This is a genomic window from Psychrobacter sp. CoH-33_TS_01 (assembly GCF_058189395.1).
In genome coordinates, this window is the sequence record NZ_JBVGQI010000002.1 from 629,423 (window position 1) to 649,994 (window position 20,572).

The 20,572-nt window shown below is 45.3% G+C and carries 21 protein-coding genes; 14 read left to right on the plus strand and 7 right to left on the minus strand.

Annotation, left to right across the window (positions count from 1 at the left end; genetic code table 11):
- The first annotated feature begins 3 nt into the window (after window positions 1-3).
- From ACZ2XM_RS05660 to tsf, 6 genes are all read left to right on the plus strand, one after another.
- Complete coding sequence (locus tag ACZ2XM_RS05660; protein WP_490587392.1) at window positions 4-2,184, plus strand: ATP-binding protein; 2,181 nt, start codon at window positions 4-6, stop codon at window positions 2,182-2,184.
- A 183-nt stretch (window positions 2,185-2,367) separates the two neighbouring features.
- Window positions 2,368-2,730: a response regulator gene (locus ACZ2XM_RS05665; protein WP_201497876.1), complete on the plus strand. Its 363-nt coding sequence runs from the start codon at window positions 2,368-2,370 to the stop codon at window positions 2,728-2,730.
- 2 nt (window positions 2,731-2,732) lie between these two features.
- A complete protein-coding gene (locus tag ACZ2XM_RS05670) occupies window positions 2,733-3,182 on the plus strand; it encodes a chemotaxis protein CheX (RefSeq protein WP_490587393.1) in 450 nt (149 codons plus the stop codon).
- Between the two features lie 31 nt (window positions 3,183-3,213).
- Window positions 3,214-3,663, plus strand: a complete 450-nt coding sequence (locus ACZ2XM_RS05675; protein WP_490587394.1) for a chemotaxis protein CheX — start codon at window positions 3,214-3,216, stop codon at window positions 3,661-3,663.
- A 436-nt stretch (window positions 3,664-4,099) separates the two neighbouring features.
- Window positions 4,100-4,894: a 30S ribosomal protein S2 gene (gene rpsB / locus ACZ2XM_RS05680; protein ID WP_490587395.1), complete on the plus strand. Its 795-nt coding sequence runs from the start codon at window positions 4,100-4,102 to the stop codon at window positions 4,892-4,894.
- 391 nt (window positions 4,895-5,285) lie between these two features.
- Window positions 5,286-6,167: a translation elongation factor Ts gene (gene tsf, locus ACZ2XM_RS05685; RefSeq protein ID WP_490587396.1), complete on the plus strand. Its 882-nt coding sequence runs from the start codon at window positions 5,286-5,288 to the stop codon at window positions 6,165-6,167.
- 229 nt (window positions 6,168-6,396) lie between these two features.
- On the opposite strand, the gene ACZ2XM_RS05690 is transcribed toward tsf, so the two are convergent.
- The 5 genes from ACZ2XM_RS05690 to hflX form a co-directional block, all read right to left on the minus strand.
- Window positions 6,397-7,098 (minus strand): thermonuclease family protein, encoded by a 702-nt coding sequence (locus ACZ2XM_RS05690; RefSeq protein ID WP_490587397.1) that lies wholly within the window; start codon window positions 7,096-7,098, stop codon window positions 6,397-6,399.
- Between the two features lie 416 nt (window positions 7,099-7,514).
- Entirely contained in the window at window positions 7,515-8,342 is an 828-nt protein-coding gene (locus tag ACZ2XM_RS05695) for a lytic transglycosylase domain-containing protein (protein ID WP_490587469.1), read from the minus strand.
- Between the two features lie 497 nt (window positions 8,343-8,839).
- Window positions 8,840-9,532, minus strand: coding sequence for an LrgB family protein (locus ACZ2XM_RS05700; RefSeq protein ID WP_490587398.1), 693 nt, complete (start codon window positions 9,530-9,532; stop codon window positions 8,840-8,842).
- Window positions 9,529-10,014, minus strand: coding sequence for a CidA/LrgA family protein (locus tag ACZ2XM_RS05705; RefSeq protein WP_490587399.1), 486 nt, complete (start codon window positions 10,012-10,014; stop codon window positions 9,529-9,531). The genes ACZ2XM_RS05700 and ACZ2XM_RS05705 overlap by 4 nt, the downstream gene beginning before the upstream one ends.
- A 378-nt stretch (window positions 10,015-10,392) precedes the next feature.
- Window positions 10,393-11,790, minus strand: coding sequence for a ribosome rescue GTPase HflX (hflX, locus tag ACZ2XM_RS05710; RefSeq protein ID WP_490587400.1), 1,398 nt, complete (start codon window positions 11,788-11,790; stop codon window positions 10,393-10,395).
- A gap of 456 nt (window positions 11,791-12,246) precedes the next feature.
- Here hflX and ACZ2XM_RS05715 point away from each other — a divergent pair, with 456 nt between their 5' ends.
- Together ACZ2XM_RS05715 and ACZ2XM_RS05720 are read left to right on the plus strand one after the other, a co-directional pair.
- Window positions 12,247-13,143 (plus strand): GNAT family N-acetyltransferase, encoded by an 897-nt coding sequence (locus tag ACZ2XM_RS05715; RefSeq protein ID WP_490587401.1) that lies wholly within the window; start codon window positions 12,247-12,249, stop codon window positions 13,141-13,143.
- Window positions 13,144-13,462: 319 nt separating this feature from the next.
- Entirely contained in the window at window positions 13,463-14,233 is a 771-nt protein-coding gene (locus tag ACZ2XM_RS05720; RefSeq protein WP_490587470.1) for a lysophospholipid acyltransferase family protein, read from the plus strand.
- A 154-nt stretch (window positions 14,234-14,387) separates the two neighbouring features.
- Here ACZ2XM_RS05720 and ACZ2XM_RS05725 read toward each other — a convergent pair whose 3' ends face one another.
- Window positions 14,388-15,428: an aldo/keto reductase gene (locus ACZ2XM_RS05725; protein WP_490587402.1), complete on the minus strand. Its 1,041-nt coding sequence runs from the start codon at window positions 15,426-15,428 to the stop codon at window positions 14,388-14,390.
- Window positions 15,429-15,831: 403 nt separating this feature from the next.
- Between ACZ2XM_RS05725 and ACZ2XM_RS05730 the strand changes: the two genes are divergently transcribed.
- From ACZ2XM_RS05730 to ACZ2XM_RS05750, 5 genes are all read left to right on the plus strand, one after another.
- Window positions 15,832-16,194 carry a roadblock/LC7 domain-containing protein gene (locus tag ACZ2XM_RS05730; RefSeq protein WP_490587403.1) on the plus strand — a complete coding sequence of 121 codons (363 nt, stop codon included), beginning with the start codon at window positions 15,832-15,834 and terminating at the stop codon, window positions 16,192-16,194.
- 155 nt (window positions 16,195-16,349) lie between these two features.
- On the plus strand, window positions 16,350-16,841 hold the full coding sequence (locus ACZ2XM_RS05735) for a PAS domain-containing protein (RefSeq protein ID WP_490587404.1): 492 nt from the start codon (window positions 16,350-16,352) through the stop codon (window positions 16,839-16,841).
- A gap of 27 nt (window positions 16,842-16,868) precedes the next feature.
- A complete protein-coding gene (locus tag ACZ2XM_RS05740) occupies window positions 16,869-17,615 on the plus strand; it encodes a PhnD/SsuA/transferrin family substrate-binding protein (RefSeq protein ID WP_490587405.1) in 747 nt (248 codons plus the stop codon).
- A gap of 81 nt (window positions 17,616-17,696) precedes the next feature.
- Window positions 17,697-18,311: a hypothetical protein gene (locus tag ACZ2XM_RS05745; RefSeq protein ID WP_490587406.1), complete on the plus strand. Its 615-nt coding sequence runs from the start codon at window positions 17,697-17,699 to the stop codon at window positions 18,309-18,311.
- A 65-nt stretch (window positions 18,312-18,376) separates the two neighbouring features.
- Window positions 18,377-19,006, plus strand: coding sequence for a hypothetical protein (locus ACZ2XM_RS05750; RefSeq protein WP_490587407.1), 630 nt, complete (start codon window positions 18,377-18,379; stop codon window positions 19,004-19,006).
- Window positions 19,007-19,090: 84 nt separating this feature from the next.
- On the opposite strand, the gene fkpB is transcribed toward ACZ2XM_RS05750, so the two are convergent.
- The gene (fkpB, locus tag ACZ2XM_RS05755) at window positions 19,091-19,588 is read right to left on the minus strand and encodes an FKBP-type peptidyl-prolyl cis-trans isomerase (protein WP_490587408.1); all 498 of its coding nucleotides are present in this window, start codon (window positions 19,586-19,588) and stop codon (window positions 19,091-19,093) included.
- Window positions 19,589-19,770: 182 nt separating this feature from the next.
- On the opposite strand from fkpB, the gene ACZ2XM_RS05760 reads away from it, so the two are divergent.
- Window positions 19,771-20,421 carry a DUF1294 domain-containing protein gene (locus ACZ2XM_RS05760; RefSeq protein ID WP_490587409.1) on the plus strand — a complete coding sequence of 217 codons (651 nt, stop codon included), beginning with the start codon at window positions 19,771-19,773 and terminating at the stop codon, window positions 20,419-20,421.
- Window positions 20,422-20,572 lie beyond the last annotated feature (151 nt).

Here is a 20,572-nt window from a genome sequence, read left to right on the forward strand (position 1 = left end):
AGCATGGCAATGACTAATAATATTGATAGCAAACGCTATCGTGGGTTGATTATTTCGATCACCCTGTTCTTAACCTTGATTGGCGCACTGCTGGCATTTACCTTCTTTACTTCAAGCTTACTTGAGCGTAATACCTCATTAATCGATGAGACCAACAAAGTTGCTAATGGCGCTCAGTCCGTTATTAAGGACCTATTTGACCTTGATAACAGTTATGGCGAAGACACTAAGTCACCGCATATTCAAAGGGTATTGAAACGACTTCAAGATAACTCGAATATGATCTCTTCAGCCTTGGTAGCTATTAGAGAAGGTGGAGAAACTACTAGCGGCAGTGGCAAGGGCAATCAGCTGCCTAAGATTGACTCAGAAGTGACATTGGCCAAGATCCAAACCGCGCAAAGCGAATGGGATTTATTAAAGCCTAAGGTCGATGCTTATTTGGTGGATGCAGATAACGTCTTAGTGGATTCATCAGATGAGTTAACCCAAGCGGTTGAACAAGCAAAAACCTCTAGTTTGCTAATCAACGAATCGTTAGACGATTTGACAGATGATGTGTTCTTAAGTGCTCAACGCCAAGCTGAAACGATTCGTTTAGTACAGATCCTTGGGGTAGCCGCTATCCTAGCTTACTTCCTGATCTTCGTATTCTTCTTTGTTCGTCGTCTGCGTGCTTCTGATGCAGAAGCTTTAGTGGCGCGTCGCGAAACTCAAGAGATTATGCAAACGGTTAGCACTGGTCTATTCCTATTAGATAAAGACTTAAATATTGGTCAGCAACACTCCAAAGCCTTAGAAGGTATCATTGGTACAGACCGCTTGGGTGGTGAAAACTTTACCAATATTTTACGTGGACGTATTTCAGATAAAGATTTGAATACCACGCGTCAGTTTATTGAACAGCTGTATAACCCTCGTGTGAAGGAAAAGTTGGTGGATTCTTTAAACCCGTTGCATAAAGTCATGCTGCACAACACGTCGGCTGAGCAAGCGAATGACAGCCGTTACCTTGACTTTAAATTTTCACGCGTCTATGAAGGCAAGGATATTGCACGTATTTTGGTCAACGTGAATGACGTGTCTGATGCAGTACGTTTAGAAGAGCGCTTAGAGCAAGAGCGGGCGCAGAATGACATGCAGATTGAGATGCTGACCACTATCTTGAATGTTGAGCCGAAGATTATTAATGAGTTCATCGGTAATACTAAGCAGCATATCGAAAAAATGAATAACATTCTTAAAAATCCAGGCAGCTCGCAGTTCGAGCTCGAAGCGAAATTGAAAGCTATTTATCGTGAGATGCACAGTTTAAAAGGCGAAGCATCTGCCCTGAAACTGCATAGCTTTACCAATATCGCCTCAGAAGCTGAAGACAAGCTGTATGCTATGCAAAACCAAAGCTCGCTCTCAGGCAATGACTTCCTACCATTAGCGGTGCATTTAGATGACTTGCTCAGCTTATCTAACACTATTGAAACTTTAGGGGAGCGCATCAACCAAGCCTCTCCAGCTAGTAAAGCACCTAGTAATAGCCCAGCTGCAGTGGCTCCTGTAGCGACGAGTGTGGCAGCGACACCGGCTCAGCCAGAAGCGCCAGCTGGCTTCAATATGAGTTTTGCGAAACCAGATAGCAGCTTAGAGACGTATTACCAAGCGTTTGCTCAGGAAATCGCGGCGCGTCAGCATAAGCAGGTGCAATTGACAGTGACGGGTTTTAATGACGCTATTATTCCGCAGAAGCTGCAACCTGTCGTAAAAGAGATGGCTATCCAATTATTAAGAAACGCTATTGTTCACGGTATTGAGTCCCCTAGACAACGGGAAGCTAATGGCAAACCGACTCAAGGTTTGGTGAGCTTGAGCGCGAAAGTCGTTGAGCAACAGCTAGTACTCTCTATCCAAGACGATGGCGAAGGCATTAACTATGACAATATTCGCAATAAACTGGTCACTGCAGGCCGTTATAGCACGGAAGAAGCTATAGGCTTGACTGAAAACCAATTGCTAGCGGATTTATTTGCTTCCGGATTTACTACACGTGACATAGCTGATGAAGACGGTGGGCGGGGTGTAGGCCTAGATATCATTAAAGAACGTGTTAAAGAGGCGCACGGACAACTTAATGTGAATAGTGAAAAAGGCAAAATGACTCAGTTTACGATTATATTACCTATCGCCTAGCTATAGCCTGGGTATCGAGTCTACCCAAACACACTTCTTGCACAAGATAAGGATGGAGCCTTTGCGGCGTTATTACCGCGCTTTTAATAACCGCTGGTCTAAGAAAGACTTAAGAATAGCGAGAATTAACAAGACTTGTGCAGGAAGGCTTATAAATAAGATCAATTTAGGGAAATACCAGTTATGTTTAAGTTAATGGTAGTAGATGATTCCAATATTATTAGAAATCGGATTCAGCGTGCTTATAACTCTGATAAGTTTATGTTAGTGGCTACCGCTACTAGTGGTGTGGAGGCTATTGAGAAGTTCAATACGCACTACCCCGATGTGATTACGATGGATTTGACCATGCCACATATGGATGGCTTAGAGTGCATCGAAAAAATCGTAGCTATTAATTCAGAAGTCCGCATCTTAGTCGTCTCAGCTTTATCGGATAAAGCGACCGGTATAGAAGCCTTGTCATTGGGTGCTAGCGGGTTTTTGACCAAGCCTTTTTCAGAAGAAGAGTTGGTAGAAGCTCTCGACGAACTTATGCAGGACTAATTATGAAAGAACAAAAGCTACAAATATTTCTGGATATTATCAAAAATTACTTTGATCAGTTGACGGCCGCTGAGTTAATCGTGGACACGCCTTACCTGCTAGAAAATGAGCAGCCAAGAATCCTTGACTATACAGGCGTTATCGGTATATCTGGAACCCAAAAAGGGGTGGTCTACTTTACCGCTAGCCAAGCTTTGCTTGAAGGCATTTTAGACAGTTTTGGAGAAGTCGATAAAAGCGAGGCCAATTACGTCGATTTAGTGGGGGAGGTTGCCAACACGGTCTCAGGCAATGCGCGCAAGGAATTCGGCCATGAGTTTCATATTTCGGTACCCTTTGTCTTTAGTGGCTCACCGCAAAGCGTTATTCTTCCAAAAAATGAACGTTCCTTTATCATTCCGATTACTTGGCAGTCGCAAGTGGGTGAAATTGTTATATGCCTACAAGTCTAATTGCGGGCTTACCTTTGAAGAGTGACAGATTATGGTTAAAGCAGAAAAGCTAAGTGTATTCGTCAATTCCGTTGTGGCTTTTTTTGCTCAGCTTGGCGAATCTTTGACAGATATTGATACCCCTTATTTGCATGATAATGCTACCCCAATAGGCTATGACTATAGTGGTGTTATTAGAATTACAGGGCCATTGCAGGGCAGCGTGTATGTTAGTGCGCCCAGTACGATGCTAAGAGCGTTGCTCACGGTAATGGGTGAGCCTGATAGCTCTTTAGGGATTATGAAAGACTTATTGGGTGAAATTGCCAATACGATATCAGGTAACGCTAGAACGGAGTTTGGTTCAGATTTTATTATCTCGCCACCCCAAGTCATGGATGGGGTACCCAATCAGGCTTATCTACCTAAAGACCGACGCAGTTATATTATTCCTCTACACTGGCGCGGCTATAATGCGGTTATTGGCATCTGTATTGCCTAGTTTGCACACGTTATGAACGAGGATAATAAGGCTATACCTGCGCTTGGTCGTAAGGTAGCGGGGATCAAATTATATCTGGTTTATGCTCCTCAGACTATGATATAATATACGCCATTAATTATAGGCTAAGATCGTGAATTACGCCTGATGCGTGGATTTTCTCTTATCTTTATAATTACAGCTCATTTAAAGTTAAGCCTCATGACTGTATGAGGCTTTATTTTTCTTAAGCATCATGAGTATAAAAAAAGTACTCATATTTAGTTGCAAACCCACCAACCAATGACACACACATCACCATAAAAAACCACTGGGTGTTCGTTGACTTGATTAATCTGTTCTATAGTAATCTATGATTATCATTATGCAGATGCGTGTCGATGAATCGGTCGTTTTGTGATGTGGAGGCATAACCCATCTTAAAGGATATTTAGACATGGCAAATCAGAACCCTACTCAAATCGCAATGCGTGACTTGCTACAAGCCGGCGCTCACTTTGGTCACCAAACTCGTTTTTGGAACCCAAAAATGGGTCCTTACATCTTTGGCGCGCGTAACAAAATCCATATCATCAACCTTGAGCATACTGTTAAAGCATTCAACGAAGCTTTGACTTTCGCAAACGGTCTAGCTAGCAAGAAAAACAAAGTATTGTTTGTTGGTACAAAACGTGCCGCTAGCAGCATCATCCGTGAAGAAGCTCGCCGCGCTGGCATGCCTTACGTTGACCATCGCTGGTTAGGTGGTATGTTGACCAACTGGAAAACACTACGCCAGTCAATCACTCGCCTAAAAGAGCTAGAGAAGCAGTCTGAAGACGGTACTTTCGCTAAGCTTACTAAGCGTGAAGCGTTAGAGCGTACCCGTGCTATGGAGAAGCTTGAGCGCTCTCTTGGCGGTATCAAAGACATGGGCGGCCTACCTGACGCTATCTTCGTAGTGGACGTGGATCATGAAGCGATCGCTATTAAAGAAGCTAAGAATTTAGGTATCCCAGTTATCGGTATAGTGGATACTAACTCTAACCCAGATAACGTTGATTACGTTATCCCAGCAAACGATGATGCTATCCGTGCCGTGACTCTATATGTGAGTTCAATGGCTGATGCTATCATCGCTGGTAAAGAGTATGCACAGACTCAAGCTGGTGGCGCTCCTGCAGAGCAAGAAGCTCCTGCTGAAGAAGAAGCACAAACTGAAGCTGCTGCTGAAGCACCAGCTGCTGAGTAATCATTCAAAGTAGCATTAAGGACTTGCGCTCATTACGGCGCAGACCTAATGCCCTACTAAAATGATTATCCAGGTGTAATAACCGTTGTGACAGGCATGATATAGGCAACTTATCATGCCTTGTCATTAATGGGACATTCAACTGCTTTATACTGCGCTAAACTGGAGCTACATTAGCCTTTCATTAAGACGCTATACAGTAGTAACCACCTGATATTGCTAATATTATATTAATAGATCTGTTATCAAGACAATACAGAGTTATTAGTCTATTAAAGCTACTGTGCTGTTTAACTTTCATCACCGCTACCACTAGGGCTGATTCGAGAGTAATGTTAAGCAGCTTAGTGGTATTTAACCCTATCACTTATAACCCCATAGAGGTGTTCTAATGACACAAATATCTGCCAAATTAGTAAAAGAATTGCGTGATCGCACCGGCCTAGGCATGATGGAATGTAAAAAAGCACTCCAAGAAACTGAGGGCGACGTCGAAATGGCGATCGATAACTTGCGTAAATCTGGTCAAGCAAAAGCCGCTAAAAAAGCCGGTAACATTGCTGCTGACGGCGCAATCATCATTGCTCAAAAAGACGGCAAAGCGTTAATGTTAGAAGTTAACTGCCAAACTGACTTCGTAGCTAAAGATGCTAACTTCACTACTTTTGCAGAAAAAGTAGCTGAAATTGCTCTAGAAAATAACACTACTGACGTAGCGGCTCTAGCTGACATGCCTTATGGCGATGGCCAGACTGTTGAAGAAGCGCGTGTCACTCTAGTACAGAAAATCGGTGAAAACATCCAAGTACGTCGTGCTGAAACCATCGAAGGCGCTAACCTTGCGTCATATCGTCATGGTTTACGCATCGGTGTTGTTGTCTCTTATGAAGGCGGCACTGAAGAGACTGGTAAGAGCCTAGCAATGCACATTGCTGCTTTCAACCCAGTAGCGATTGATGATACTGATGTCCCTGCTGATATCTTAGCTCGCGAAAAAGATATCATCGAAGCTAAAGCTCGTGAGTCTGGTAAGCCTGACAACATCGTTGAAAAAATGATCGAAGGTGGCCTACGTAAGTACCTAGAAGAAGTTACTTTACTTCGTCAACAGTACGTTATGGACAACGACAAGAAAGTTGGCGATGTACTTAAAGCTGAAGGCGTAAAAGTACTAAGCTTCAAACGTCTTGAAGTTGGCGAAGGCATCGAGAAGAAGCAAGAAGATTTTGCTGCTGAAGTTGCTGCTGCTCAAGCGGCATCTGCTGCTCAATAAGCTATTTTTTACGAAGTTGGCCGTAGTATAAATAAGAAGCCCACGATTTATTTCGTGGGTTTTTTCATGCCTAGGTTTTATCACTCTGACATAGGCAGTTCACTAAAGATTTAGCACAGAGTCACTAGTATCAAATTGTGCCTGCCTCAGTCATATTAGCGGTTCTAGCCAGAAAATTTATAATAGTGATCCTTTAAGTGCTAGTTTTAACCAGGATTGACTAAAAACATCATTCAGTCTGATCAATCTTTTTACTATTCGCACTCATTATCCCACCCGGCTGACATTGGGCTTGGGTTAAATCATAAACCGTCTCGTTATACGCATATTTTATGCTTAGACCTCTTCTAAAATCCCAAGGGGCTGTGGGCTGACTGGTTGCCCATAAGCCACGCTGTTGATCACGAGCGAGTACTTCGGCATTCGCATAAGCCAAGCGGTCATATTCGAGCTGTCCTTGTTGATAATACTTATAATGCCACGCTGCCCCTTGCCTGATTTGGTTGAGATTACAGTCATTACCATCGGCTATTACTTTGCCCAATAGCCTGCCGTAACGGTCTCTTTCCGTCCATTCGATAGTCACATTGGCATCGTTCACGCATTGCTGTAAGGCCTGTGTGCTGTGCTTGCCATAATCTTGCTTAGACTCCGGGGCATCTATCCCCAGCAAACGAATGCGCTCAGACTGTCCACTCAGAGGGATAACTTCTACCGTATCACCATCTATAACCCGCACGCTCTTTGCGGCTATCACTGCCCCTATATTAGCGCAAGTCGCCTGAATGTGAGGGTCATTAGTTGCCTTTGGGGCAAGCTGATTTATGGGCAGCGGTTGTGCCTTAGTTTGATGATCGGCGCTTGGCGTGCTACTGCCACAGGCTATTAGCGTCGCTGCCAAACTGCTTAGGCCTATTTTTATACAGTTCACGCTAGCCTCCAAGGCATAAATTTGCACCCTTACTGACATTGTCCATAGTTATAATTCTTGGGTATAACTACTTAATAAACGTTTAATAGCCACTTAATAACTCATTAATATAATTATACTTTTATATTAATGCTCACTGTAGTGTATACGAGATTAAGGAGCAACCATAACCATGGCTGATTCTTTGAAAAGAGCTACTTTAGGCTAATGCTAGGAGATAGGGTTAAAGTAATTTTGTAGGAAGGAGAGCTTAGCGCCTTGGCATTGAGGGCAAGCGTTGAGACAGGGCTATAGATAAATAGTTAATTAATTAGTCTATTCCGCCTATAGTCCACAAAAAAGCCAGCTTGAGATAAGCTGGCCTTTGCTAAGTTAGAGCTTTAACGCGCTACTAGAACTTAATGGATTACTAAGACTTAACGCAGTGCTTCATAGGCAGATTTAGTATAGCTGCTAGAGCCACTACTAATCTGGCCGCCATTACTGACTGTCGCATACGAGACCGGTTGAGCGCTGTAACCGTTATAATTATTATTATAATTGGTAGTAGCGGTAGGGGTGTTGGAGCTGCCTGCTAATAAACCGGAATCATTTTTATACAGACTATGGTAACGGCTCATGACACTTTTCACATAGTTGCGGGTCTCGCGAAAAGGTGGGATACCTTTATATTTATCGACGTTACCTTCACCTGCGTTATACCCTGCTACCGCATATTCCACATTATTATTGAAACGTTTCAATAACCAAGCAATGTATTTGGCAGAGCCTTCGATATTATCCGCAGGGTTCCACGGATTACCAACCGAAAAACGTCTAGCGGTCGCTGGCATAAGCTGCATGAGCCCTTGAGCGCCAACCGGTGAGCGGGCATTCGGGTTAAAGGCAGATTCAGTATGCATCATCGCTTTCATTAAGCCTGGATCGATGCCATGACGGCTAGCAGAGGCGCGAATTAAGGCATCATAAGCATTACGAGTCGCGCTGCCACTAGGCGAGCTGCTGCCATAACTGCTGTTATTACTGCTACTAGCGCCCGTCAAAGCTTTAGAATCTGGGTAATAAGTCACTTTGACTTTTTGGGTAAATTTGCTAAAACCGCCCGTAGGATTATCGACATTGGTTAGGAGGACCTGACCACTACTTTTGTCTTTATAAATAAACATTTCACCAGCGTGAGCACTGTTAAAAGCCGTGATAGACAGGGCAGTAGCAGAGAAGGCTGCTAACACACGCGGGGTCATGAAAGAGCGGGGATGGAGTTTTTTCATAGCAGTTGGGGTATACGTTGATATAGAGAGGGGGCGGATAGGGTTACGACTCAAAAACAAGGGAGCAAAAGAGCGGCGTAATATTGTCATAGAGTTATCACTTTTATAAGGTTTTGGCAAAAGTACTCACAAGCACATACAGTTGGCAGAGTTATCTTCTTTAGTTGAATGAGCCTCTGACAGTTTTATAGTGGCGCAACAGTCAGAGCAATTTGTAAAAGTGCCCGCATAAATTTACTAGCACAACCACAGGTACTAATTAGAGATACCAAATAACAACAAGACCTAGCAAGGTATCATACAATTGTCACGCCCTAATATATCATAAATCGTACTTTTTTACCTTTCCGCCTATCCCTATAAACGAGCCATTAACCTATAGGCACCCGTCATATGGTATCGCTATGATGCAAGATTTAACTTACTGAAACCGCTCATCTCTCTTAGCAATAAATAACCGTTAACATTACTTAAGATATTGATAAAGCGCTAATAAAGATAGGCACCCAAACGGCAGTGATTAAGCCATTAGCGGCTAAACCAAAGGCGGCATAGCGACCAGCAGTGGGGCTGATTTGCCAAGCTTCTACCGTGCCAAAGGCGTGCGCCGTCAACCCTAGCGTCAATCCTTTCGCCCGATCATCCTGTATCCCGCGTAATAAAACCCTAGCTACGGCACCGCCCATTAGTCCAGAAACGATGATAATTAAGTTGGCCATAGCCAAAGGCGCTTTGATAATTTCAGCGACGCTTAGGCCGATAGGGGTGGTGACGGAACGAGTAGCAAAAGCGAGTATGGTGTCGTGGCTTAAGGAAAAAGCATAGGCGAGCCCCATCGGTAATAGGGCGCCGACCAAAGTAGCTAAAATAATAATAAGCGACAAACGTTTGAGCGGTAAGCCCTTAAAATTCATGGCTGCCAAAGGAATCGCTAGCAACACAGTAACGTAGCCTAGCAGATGGTCAAAGACCGGTTTTGCCACACGATAATAGTCGTTATAGTCCCAACGTAGGACAAATAAAAATAGGATGACCAACGCCAAAGCAGTAATTACAGTAGGCAAGGCAGGAATACGTTTGGAGATGAGACGGGCAGAGACGTGAGCGACTAACGTTAATACAAAGGCCGCTATGGTCGGCCACAACAAGGCAGAGGCTATCATGGCTTATCCTCCTGATGTGGCAAGGTAGGTGCTGGGCTATCTGTGCTAGCTGCTGGCGTCGTATTCAACCAACGATTGGCCAAGATGCCTAGCCCCCACAGTGGCAGTAAAGTACTGATAATTATGGTGAGTACCACGCCCCAAAGCTCATCGCCTAAGGCAAACATTAATAATCCCGCCCCCGCAGATACGGGCAAAAAGGCAAAACCACTATCAACCAGTAAAGTATTACTCGCTTGCGTCAGCCACTGCGGCAACCCTACGGTTAAACGCCACACCAATAGAATAAAGAACATGACCAGCATCCCGACCACATTGGCGGCACTAGAGATGCCAAAGGTAGCGCATACCAATACTGCACCTTCGCGGATAATGATAACCAGCGCTAAGGTCAATAAAATAGCAAAGCCTAGCGGTAAAGGACGCGTAGGAGGAGAGGGCTGCCTTTGGTTCGTAGGGGGCACGGATTGGGCAGGGGGCATGACTCATCCTTAATCAAGGTATAAGGTGAATAATCTGAAAGGGTTATGGCCATGATAAAGTCGACTACCACTATTGGCAAGAGTGCCGAGCACTTTAGTGGCTATTAAACGCTATAGAGGCCATTTTATGAAGCTTAGGCTTAGATTTAAATAGTGGTAGAAAAGATAAGCGCAAACAACCTGGTGTAAAAAACTGGTTCAGTACAATGTTAAAAAGTCGTATCCATAAAAAAGCATGATATCAACTGCCTGCAAAATACAAGCAGCCCATACCATGCTTTATGGTCGATATAGCTATACTTATGAATCAGTCGAGTTTGGCTTACCTTCGCGCAAATCGTCTGCTAATAAATCATCTTTGAGCAACTCATCATCAAATTAGTCTTCAGCTAAGAAGTCATCAGCTAGCAAATCGCTGTCTAACAAGTCGCTATCTGCCTGAATCTCTTTTTCAAAAGGCTCTAGCTTAGGCATTAGTAAGATGGCTTGGCCTTCTGGCAGCACGTCCATAGGCGAGATACCCGCTTTGCCTAACAGTTGTTTGAGTTTATCACTTTGCAAGCGAATACGCAGATGCTCGTGGCCGGTATCATCATAGCTTTCTTCTTCGATGACACCCAATTCATATAAAGCATTTTTGAGCTGACCGGCGCCAAACGGTAAGGTTAAATCAAACTCGGTGAGCGAACCCGTTAATAACTGCTGTACCGCTAGCGACAACTCGTCCATACCCGTATTGGCACGAGCTGAAACATAAACCCGATTAGGCACATCGGGTTCGGCATAGCCAATATGCGGCGGCTCACCGGTCAGGTCAATTTTGTTATAGACATTAAGGACGGGGACGTCATTATTAATCTCCGCCAATACCTCTTTGACCGCCTTAATTTGCTCATGCATATCGGGGCTAGATGAGTCGATAACGTGAAGCAATAAATCCGCCTCTAGGGTCTCTTCTAGCGTGGCATGGAAAGACTCAACCAGCTCATGCGGCAGATGACGCACGAAACCCACGGTATCTACCAAGACTACTCGTCCGACTCCTTGCCAATCTAAGCGGCGTAAAGTGGGGTCTAGGGTGGCAAACAGTTTGTCCGCGGCATAGATATTTTCATCCACTAGACGGTTAAACAAGCTCGACTTACCGGCATTGGTATAACCGACTAGAGAGATGGTCGGTACGTCAGACTTTTGCCGCTTGGCACGACCTTGCGCGCGGGTCTGCTTGACCTTTTCCAGTTTGCCTTTGAGCTGGCTAACACGCACTTGCAGTAGACGTCTATCGGTCTCAAGCTGGGTCTCACCAGGACCACGCAAACCAATCCCGCCTTTTTGACGCTCCAAATGCGTCCAACCCCGCACTAGTCGGGTCGACAAGTGATTGAGCTGGGCAAGCTCTACCTGCAGTTTACCTTCATAGGTGCGAGCACGCTGGGCGAAAATATCCAGAATCAAGCCGGTACGATCCAGCACGCGGCACTGGACAAGGCGCTCTAAGTTACGCTCTTGCGAAGGCGATAAGCTGTGGTTAAACAGTACAATATCGGCTTCATGTTGGCGTACTAATTCAGCGATTTCTTCTGCTTTACCGGTACCGACGAAATATTTGGCATCGGGCTTGGGACGGGAGCCGGTTACTAAAGCTAGACGACGTGCGCCGGCAGAGTCCGCTAGCAGCTCAAACTCTTCTAAGTCGTCAGGGTCTTGAATTTGACGAATGTCTAAATGGACTAATATGGCGCGTTCGCCGCCTTCGTATCGATCAAAATATTCCAATGAGCATCCTCTTTATTGGGTTAAATGTATTAAAGCTAAGTAGGGGTTAAAACTATAAATAAGCGTCAGTCTATAAATATTACGTGGTCTAAGACCGCTAAGTCTTTAAGGGTTTTGTTATTGGCGGGTATAGGGTCGTTAGGTTAAGACAGAAGTCTAAGGCAGTAGAAACAGTAGGAGTAACGAATAAAATTCAGGATAATTAAGTAAAATGAAGGATAAATAGGAGTTTGGGTTAATTATTATAAGGTCATGGTCGCAGGTAAGCGTTTGATTGCGCTTAATCGGTAGCGAGCACTCTCTTTATTATGGGGTCAATTGACGATTATTAAACCACGAGGGTAATATTTAGATACAACTTATGCAGGCTATGTCATCGCTTTGCCCCAAGATTGTCATCGATTAGACATACGGGGTTTTCATACTTTGGTATCTTCACTCATTGGATGAGATACCATGTCAGATACTATTGACCTAAATTGTGCTCGAGTGGGTAAGCGCTCGCGTGCTCAAGAGGCGATTAGCAAGGCAACCATTTTTCCCAAAGGCACTATGCCATCGGCAGTGCCACAGTCATCGGGCTATAGTTGCCACTATATCGATGGGCAAACGGAACAATTTATTAGCATTGACCCCATAGTAACTACTGAATTTAAGCACCCCAGTCAGCCTCTCGTTAAGGCTGAGCCTATCTATTTACCGGCAGGCGCACAGCTTTTATTAGCGGCTAAGCAATTACGCACCCAGTGTTTTGCTACGAGCTTTGGGGTCGTGTTTCATGAGGATCTTGACAGCGACGCCTATGACGAGGCTTGCCTACATATTGTGCTACAAAAAGCGGGGCAAGTCATCGCCACTGCTCGAGTATTAGATAGTCAACGGGCGGCTTTATTAGGGCATTTCTATAGCGAACAAGAATTTCATTTGGCCCCATTATTAAAGCCGTATCCTTACGATATCTTGGAAGTCGGGCGGACTTGTATCCATCCTGAGTATCGTAACGGCAAAGTCTTGCGTCAGCTTTGGCAAGCGATTACCGAAGTCGCGCGTCATTTAAGGGTGAATGCTTTTATAGGCTGCTGCTCTATCAGCATTGGAGCGGGTGATATTAATGGTTGGCTACAGACCTTAGATGCCCCCAAGCTGACTATCAGACCAAAATACCAGTTACCACCCTCGGTATTGTCATCAGCACCTCTAGTGCCGCCCTTGCTCAGCACGTATTTAAAGATGGGGGCTAGCATCTCCGAGCAAGCGTGCTTTGATATAGACTTCCATTGCGCTGATGTGCTGGTATGGTTGCCTTTTGAGCAGGTTCAGCCGCGTTATCAGCACTTACTAGGGGGGATGTGACCCTGTCGTCCCCCGATAGTTATTCTTAGTCGCCTTAATTTTACGGTATACTGCACCCATGCTATTCCAGTGTACAGTCAGTCACTGGATGATTAAAGTTTATTTAATATCAAGCGCTATCCCATAACAGCCACCGTCGCACTCGACGCTATGGCTATCGTATTAAAGCAAATCGGTGGGTGGGATAGGCATTCAGTATTACTGGAAAGGACCCTATATGAGTAAGAAAAACCAACGCTTTTCGCCACTAAGACCTTTGGCACCTATAGCGAAACTGCAGCCTTTAAAACAGCTAAAGCGCGGCAAAAAAGTCACAGGTATGGTGCGGACGATGGCCGGGGGTTATCAAGCGGCCTCAAAAATCGGTGCCTTTCAAGAGCCGCCGCGTGAGATTCTACCTAAGTATATCCAAGCCTTTTGTGGGCATATGGCGGCGTCATTTGGGGTCAAAGTAGTGGAAGTGGAGCCGGTACCGCAGACTCACGCGCTATGGGCTTCTAACCACGTCTCATGGATGGATATTCCGGTCATGGGCAGCGTCAGTCCTGCTTTTTTCTTATCAAAAGCAGAAGTTGAAGACATGCCTATCTTTGGGCGTTTGGCTCGCGCAGCAGGGACTTTGTTCATCAAACGCGGTTCTGGTGATGCCGATTCGGTATCAGAGCAGATGACAACCTTTTTGAAAAAAGGCTATTCTATTCTATTTTATCCCGAAGGCACGACGACCGATGGCACTAAGATTAAACGTGTGCACGGTAAATTATTGCAAGCAGCGCTGGATGCTGGCGCGCCGGTACAACCTACGGTGCTGTGCTATGTCAATGCGGATGGCGAGCTGGACGATAAAGTCCCTTACTACGGTGGTCTAACCATGAAAGACAGCCTCTTACAGGTCATGGATACGCCTAAGGTAACGGCTTATGTGTTGCCTCTCGAGCAAATAAGCACTGAAGGCAAGACCCGCGCTGAGGTGACTAGAGAGCTAGAGCAACGTATGCAAGAAGGGTTGGCTGACTTACACCGCCGAGTCTTAAAAACCCCGCCTAAGGTGGTAGAAACATCTGCAAAAAAGCTAACAGAAACGGCGTAAGGTTTTAAAGTAGACCATATTACGTTGACACTGAGCTCAATAAAAAAGCGGACGCCCTAATCGGTATCCGCTTTTTTGGTTTATGCCAAACCATGCAACTGCTAGCTAGGTTAATAGTGAGTGTGCTATTGAAGGCTAGGCCTGTAGTGAAGAGCTATGGTGAAGGGTTAGGCTGCTGCTCATGCACCTTGTTAATGGCTGCGATGACGTCTTGGCTGAGCTCAACATTGACACTATCGATATTACTCTTGAGCTGCTCAAGGCTAGTGGCACCGATAATATTGGCGGTAACGAAATGGCGGCTATTCACAAAGGCCAAGGCCATTTGCGCCATATCCAAACCGGCGTCTGCAGCAATTTTGGCATATTGTTCAGTCGCCCAAATCGCTTCTTTATTGGTATAACGTTGATAATGGTCATACTCGGTTAAGCGGGCTCCTGCGGGGCGTTTGCCATCAAGATATTTGCCAGATAACACGCCAAAGCCGAGGGGTGAGTACGCCAACAGTCCGACGTCTTCACGGTGGGCAATCTCCGCCATACCGACTTCATATAAACGGTTGAGCAGGCTATAAGGATTTTGTACGGTGATAGGGGTGGGCAAGCCATGCTTAGCTGCTTCCCACAGATAGCGCATCAGTCCCCAAGCCGTGTCATTCGATAAGCCATAAGCACGGATACGCCCCTTTTTAATCTCCGCATCCAATGCCTCAATCGTCTCTAAAAATGGCGTTAAATCGCTTAAATCTTGTTCGGCCATCGCTTCGGTATAGCCCCGCGTACTAAAGAAGTTTGCCTGACGCTCTGGCCAATGCAATTGATAAATATCAATATGATCGGTCTGTAAACGCTTTAAATTATCATCGATAGCTGCACTGATATGCTGCGCGTTAAAGCGGGTTTTGCCTTCACGCAAAAATCCCATAGGCGATATTTTACTGGCCAATACAATGTCGTTACGACGTCCGGTCTTCGCCAGCCAAGTGCCCAAAAACCGCTCGGTATCGCCTTGCTTATCTTTATCCGGGGGCGACGGATACATCTCGGCGGTATCCCAGAAATTCACCCCTTCAGATAAAGCAAAATCCATCTGCTCATGCGCCTGTGCTTCGGTATTCTGCTGACCCCAAGTCATCGTGCCCAGACAAATTTTGGAGACTTCATCGCCGAGTATGGGGAGTTTTGAATATTTCATAAAAGGTCTCTCTAGTTAAGATAAATAAGTGCTAGCCGCTAAGCTATTAAGACAGTAATACAAGCGCGTGGCCAAATACAATGAGAATAATATAACTAAATTAATGATAGTCTACCGCAGTATTATGTAAGGCGCTGCTTGTGACAATGATCAGTAATTACCAACAATTATCGTTAATTTACTGGGATTTTAACCAGTTATCAGTTTAGAGTAACCGTTGATACTATAAAAATAAGAAAAATTATCACAAAAAATTTAAATCCTTATATATTTTGTGGGTTAAATCCTTTATCCTATATCGCTTTTATACTTGCTTAACTATTGGTCTATTTTAACTTAGTGCAGGTTGTTATCAGATGAATTGTCATTGCCTATAACGTCAGGCAAATAATGGGAAAAGTTTATGCGTACTGATATGTTTCAACAGATACTTGACGATTTAAACAGCTCATCTGCTGATGTAGAAGCTTCAGCGTTGATCTCGACAGATGGTCTTATGATTGCCTCAGCATTGCCTGCAGGTATCGACGAAGACAGAGTAGGGGCCATGTCTGCGGCATTGATGTCTTTAGGAGATCGCGCGGGTCGTGAGCTGGCACGCGGTAGTATTGATCGCGTTATGGTTCAGGGTGAAAAAGGCTACGTCATCATGACGTCAGCTGGTGAAGAGGCCGTTTTGACGGTAATGGCTAAGCCCAATGCTAAGCTAGGACTGATCTTTCTAGATATCAAACGTGGCTCTGAAGCTTTATCGAAACTTATTTAACGAGCCGCTGTTGTATCGCTAACGGTTTAATAGACCCCTGCTTAAGAGCTATCAGTTTAATGATGAGCTCAGTGTTGCAAAATTAGCTTTAAGCAGTCGCCCTATTAAAATTGTCAGTATTCAAGTCTTTAATACTCTAAGCATAGGAGAGCCATGTGGCTATTCAACTACCCGATATGCCGAAACCTCAGGCACCCGCTACTGAATATGAACTCAAGTTTTATGACGGTACTACGCGACTGGTTTACGATACTGATGAAGAGCGTAACTATCCTGATGGCAAGCTTATCGTCTCGCGTACTGACCTCGATGGGGTGCTCACGCATGCTAACGATGCTTTTGTAGAGATTAGTGGCTATAGTCTAGAGGAGCTCATCGGTAGCCCGCAGCATATTTTGCGCCATCCTGACATCCCTTCAGCGGTGTATGCTGAAATGTGGGCGACGCTAAAAGCCGGTAAAAAATGGCATGGCTACGTCAAAAACTTATGTAAAGACGGTACCCATTATTGGGTCTACGCTACTGCCGTACCTAACGTTCGCCGTGGCGAAACCGTGGGCTACACCTCAGTACGCCGCAAGCCATCACGCACTAAGATAGATGAAGCCGCTGCTATGTATGCAAAAATGCGAGCTGAGTCTCAATAATAAGTTACCTTAAACGGGACAGTAACTATGACCTATAATTTTTTGATTGCCCCTGATTTTTCGCCTGAGCATTTTGCCGGTTGGCACATGTTTAATAATTTATTGCAGCGTCAATCCGATGTGGGCGTCCATTTATTGACCCCAGCCTCACATGCCGAGCAAGAAGAAATGCTAGCGTCGCAGGATGTCGCCCTTATCTACGCCAACCCTTTTGATGCAGCCACGCTGATTCGCGAAAAGGGCTATCGTGTGATTGCCCGGCCTATCGGCAAATCTGATGAAATGGTGATTGCGGCATCGACGAAGAGTGAGATACAAAATCTCGATGCGATTAAACCGGGCAGTAAAGTCGCTATGGCGGACAATAAAGACGTCAAGCTCATAGGGCTACGCTTATTGGAAGCGGTCGATATTACCGAGGCAGACCTAAGCTTTCAGATTACTGAATCTTATCAAGCCGCCGCGCGTCAAGTGATTCAAGGTCATGTTGACGTAGGGTTTTTCTTAGCCGAGGTGTTCAATAGCTTATCTAAGCTGACCAAAGCTCAGCTCAACGTTTTGATTGAAAGTGATCTGGCAGATATTTGCCATGTTGTGCTCATCAAGGAAGAGCTTGAACATGCTGAGGTCTTAGCTAACGTCATCTTATCGCTACAAAATACCGAGGAAGGCAAATCGCTCTTAGCAGAGTTGGGTATGCCTGCTGGCTTTGAAGCGATGGATGAAGAAGACGGCGAGTTTATGATTGATCTAATGGAAACACTATTAGATTAATGCCAGGCTGTAGGCGGGCAAAAGGGGACTGCTAAGCGCAAGCTTTGTGACTAATACCTGAACTTCAATAGGGCTAGGATTATGATTAATAAGGCCATAAATAGTGACAAGCATCAGTTCCGTTATTATTCACGAGAAATCCTGAAGCGGCCTACTGAACTCATGTTGCATGAGCAAAGACTGCGCTTGGCTAGAAAATTTCCTCAAAATGAACCCTTACAAGGGGCCTTAGCGGATTTATTCTATGGCTGTTGGTATGATATGCCGCTGCAAGGCGGTGCGATATTGGCCACAGTAGCGGATCGTCTGCCGGCACCGACACGCAACCATTTTATAGACTGCATAGAAAAACGCAGTTATATTCAGCGGATTAGTGAGGTGGCGACGCGGTGGAGTGTGCTGGTGACGCCTTCGTTAAATGTGGCCTCGCACAGTTTGCGCATTAGTAGTGATGATGCCCGTCAACTTGCTGCTGATTTTGGCGATCGTTTGCTAAAGGCGAAAACAGGCACTAATAAACAACAGCTGACGCAAATTGAAGATGACTTTTTTGGTCATTGCTTGGCTTGTGTCGATCGGATTGGTTTTTCGTTGGTCTGGTTTCGCTTGGCCCGCAATGGCTGGGTGTTTGACGAGCGTTGGCTGGCCTGTCAGCATCAACTCGAGCAGATGCCAGCCACCGCCTCAAGCCCTTAACCATTCTATAAGTCTCATTCTAGCCAGCTATTAGGGCAGGACACTATATTTACAGGGTAAGCTCTATGAGTACTAACCGCAATACTGGGCCGGGTAACGAAACCTATATCATGCTAACGCCCGCTGGGGTGTTTGAAGCGTTTGCTTATAATGAGCCTGATGAGCACCAGCAAGCCTTACAAACCTTATTGTCCGGCAAGACTTGTATGAGTGTAGGGCAATGGACAGATAAATACCCCCAAAGAATGTTGGCGGATTTCATTGAAAAGGGTTGGATTGAGCAGCTGGCTACCAAGCTAACGGCACCTAATATGCCGCTAGATCAGTTCTTGCCTTATGTGGTGGCCAGCTTGTCAGGCCAACGCCGTGCCGCTATTGGCTCTAATGAAGGCTTTTGTCTGGCGCGCACAGGTTATACGCAAGAGGAAGGGGAGATGCTGAGCGTAGCTGCAGCGGATTTCTTTGACTTTTTAACCCGTCAACAGCAACGTGGTTGGGCCGTTGAAGGCCAAGCAGTGTCCTTTTTTAAGCATATTGACTTGCTTATGCCGAGTACCAGCTTTGTGTTCTTATGGATCGATGGTAGCGGCTATGTCCTGATTTTAGACAGTGAGCCGCTCACTAATAATCGTGCCTTTGTCGAGCTTATCTGGGGCATCAAAACGTCAGCATTAAGGTTCCATAGCGACGATTAGAGTCATCTAAATTAAAGCACTGCCCCTTTTAAAGTACCACCTCTCTGAAAGCATCAGTAGACTACTAAAATGAGCCAGTGACGCCTACATTAATTTAATCCCCGTCACACCCGGCGGGGTGACCTTAAAGACCTGCACTTTAAAGAGAACGGGCTGTCCGGCCAACGGATGGTTAAAGTCGACCTCTATCTCGTCATCGGTAATCGCGCTGATAACGCCTGGCAAGGTATTCTTACCCTTGTCTTCAAACTCCATCATCATACCCACTTCAGGCGACCCTTCGGTTAAGGCAAACTGCGTGCGGCTAAATTTCTGAATATTATCAGGATTCCACTCACCAAAGGCCTGCTCTGGCTCCAGATGCGCGGTACGAGTATCTCCAGCCCGTAAGTTAATCAGCACCTTTTCAAAGCCTGGCAATAGGCTCTCATCGCCAATCGTGAGGGTGACTGGCTCATCGCGACTGAAGGTAGAGTCAATCATCGTGCCATTCTCTAGCGACACTTCAAAATGCAGCTTAACTTCGCTGCCGTGGGTGATACGAGTGTCTTCATTGGGGTTGATAAACTGGGATTGTGTCATAGTGGTAGCGTCGTCTTTAATAAGTGAAATTAGGAATAATAGGGGGCTATAAAATGGGAGAATTGCTGTGGTAATAAGTGTAGCATAGCTGAAGACTATCTAAGCGACCGATAACAACACTTAAAATAAAGCCGTAACCAGCCCCATTCGATAGTGGGTTTACATAGGATTTTAGCGAGCGTATGAGTAATAGACAACAAGGTACGATTAAAAAATGGCAGGACGATAAAGGCTTTGGCTTTATCGAGACTGAGACCGGAGAAGATATATTCTTTCATGTGAGCGAATTTAAAGCCCAGCGTCGTCCCGATATTGGCGAGCAGGTGGTGTTTACCGTGGGTCAAGATAAGCAAGGCCGGCCGCAAGCCAAACAGGTACAAGAGCTAGTCTTTGTACAGCAAAAAATGGCGCAGAAGAATCAGCAAATCCGCAAGCGCAATCAAAAAAGAAGCGTGCAAGCGGACTTCGAAGCGGGTCAGAAAAAACGCTTGTTTCTCGGGCTAGCTTTTTATGCGGTATTAGTCTTGCTCGCCATGATGCATAAACTTGAGTGGCTGGTCGTCAGTTGGTATGTGGTGATTGGGATTATCACCTTTTTGGTGTATGCCAAAGACAAAGGAGCGGCGCAAAAGGGAGAGTGGCGAACACCAGAGGCAACACTACATTTGCTAAGTATCGCAGGCGGTTGGGTCGGGGCTATGGTCGCGCAAACCTACCTGCGCCATAAATCGCAAAAGGCGGAATTTCGCCTGATGTATTACCTCACGGTGGTAATCAACATGGCTGGGCTGTTGTTCTTAATAAGTAATAGAGACTTACAGGGGTTGTTATAGATTATGGCTCATTTTTATAGAGGGTCGTAGCGTGGGTGATAACCCACGGAATCTAACCCCGCATACCAGAAAATCCTCCCTAACCCTCCTTTAAAAAGGAGGGGGCAAACCTTTCTTAGTGGCTTTTGTAGGGTGTGGCGACCGCATCGAT